We start from the raw sequence: 244 nt of genomic DNA, 5'->3' as shown, positions 1-244 counted from the left end.
ACACCGCGTGCTAAAAAGGTTATTGAGTTGTCTATGGATGAAGCGCGTAAATTAGGGCATTCTTACGGTGGAACAGAACATATCTTACTTGGTTTAATCCGTGAAGGTGAAGGGGTAGCAGCACGTGTTTTAAATAACTTAGGTGTTAGCCTAAATAAGGCAAGACAACAAGTATTGCAACCCCTTGGAAGTAATGAAGCAAGTTCAGGTCACCAAGGTGGTTCTTCAACGAATGCAAATACAC

General features: G+C 41.8%; 1 protein-coding gene. It reads left to right on the top strand.

Annotated elements, in window-relative coordinates:
• The coding region (locus tag JDS99_RS31435; protein WP_275952199.1) for a Clp protease N-terminal domain-containing protein at nt 1–244 on the top strand (244 nt) is incomplete at both ends.

It is taken from the genome of Bacillus cereus group sp. N6 (assembly GCF_016483705.1).
GTDB classification, from domain to species: domain Bacteria; phylum Bacillota; class Bacilli; order Bacillales; family Bacillaceae_G; genus Bacillus_A; species Bacillus_A wiedmannii.
The sequence above is the reverse complement of the archived record's forward strand: the minus strand, read 5'-3'. Positions and strand labels throughout refer to the sequence as shown.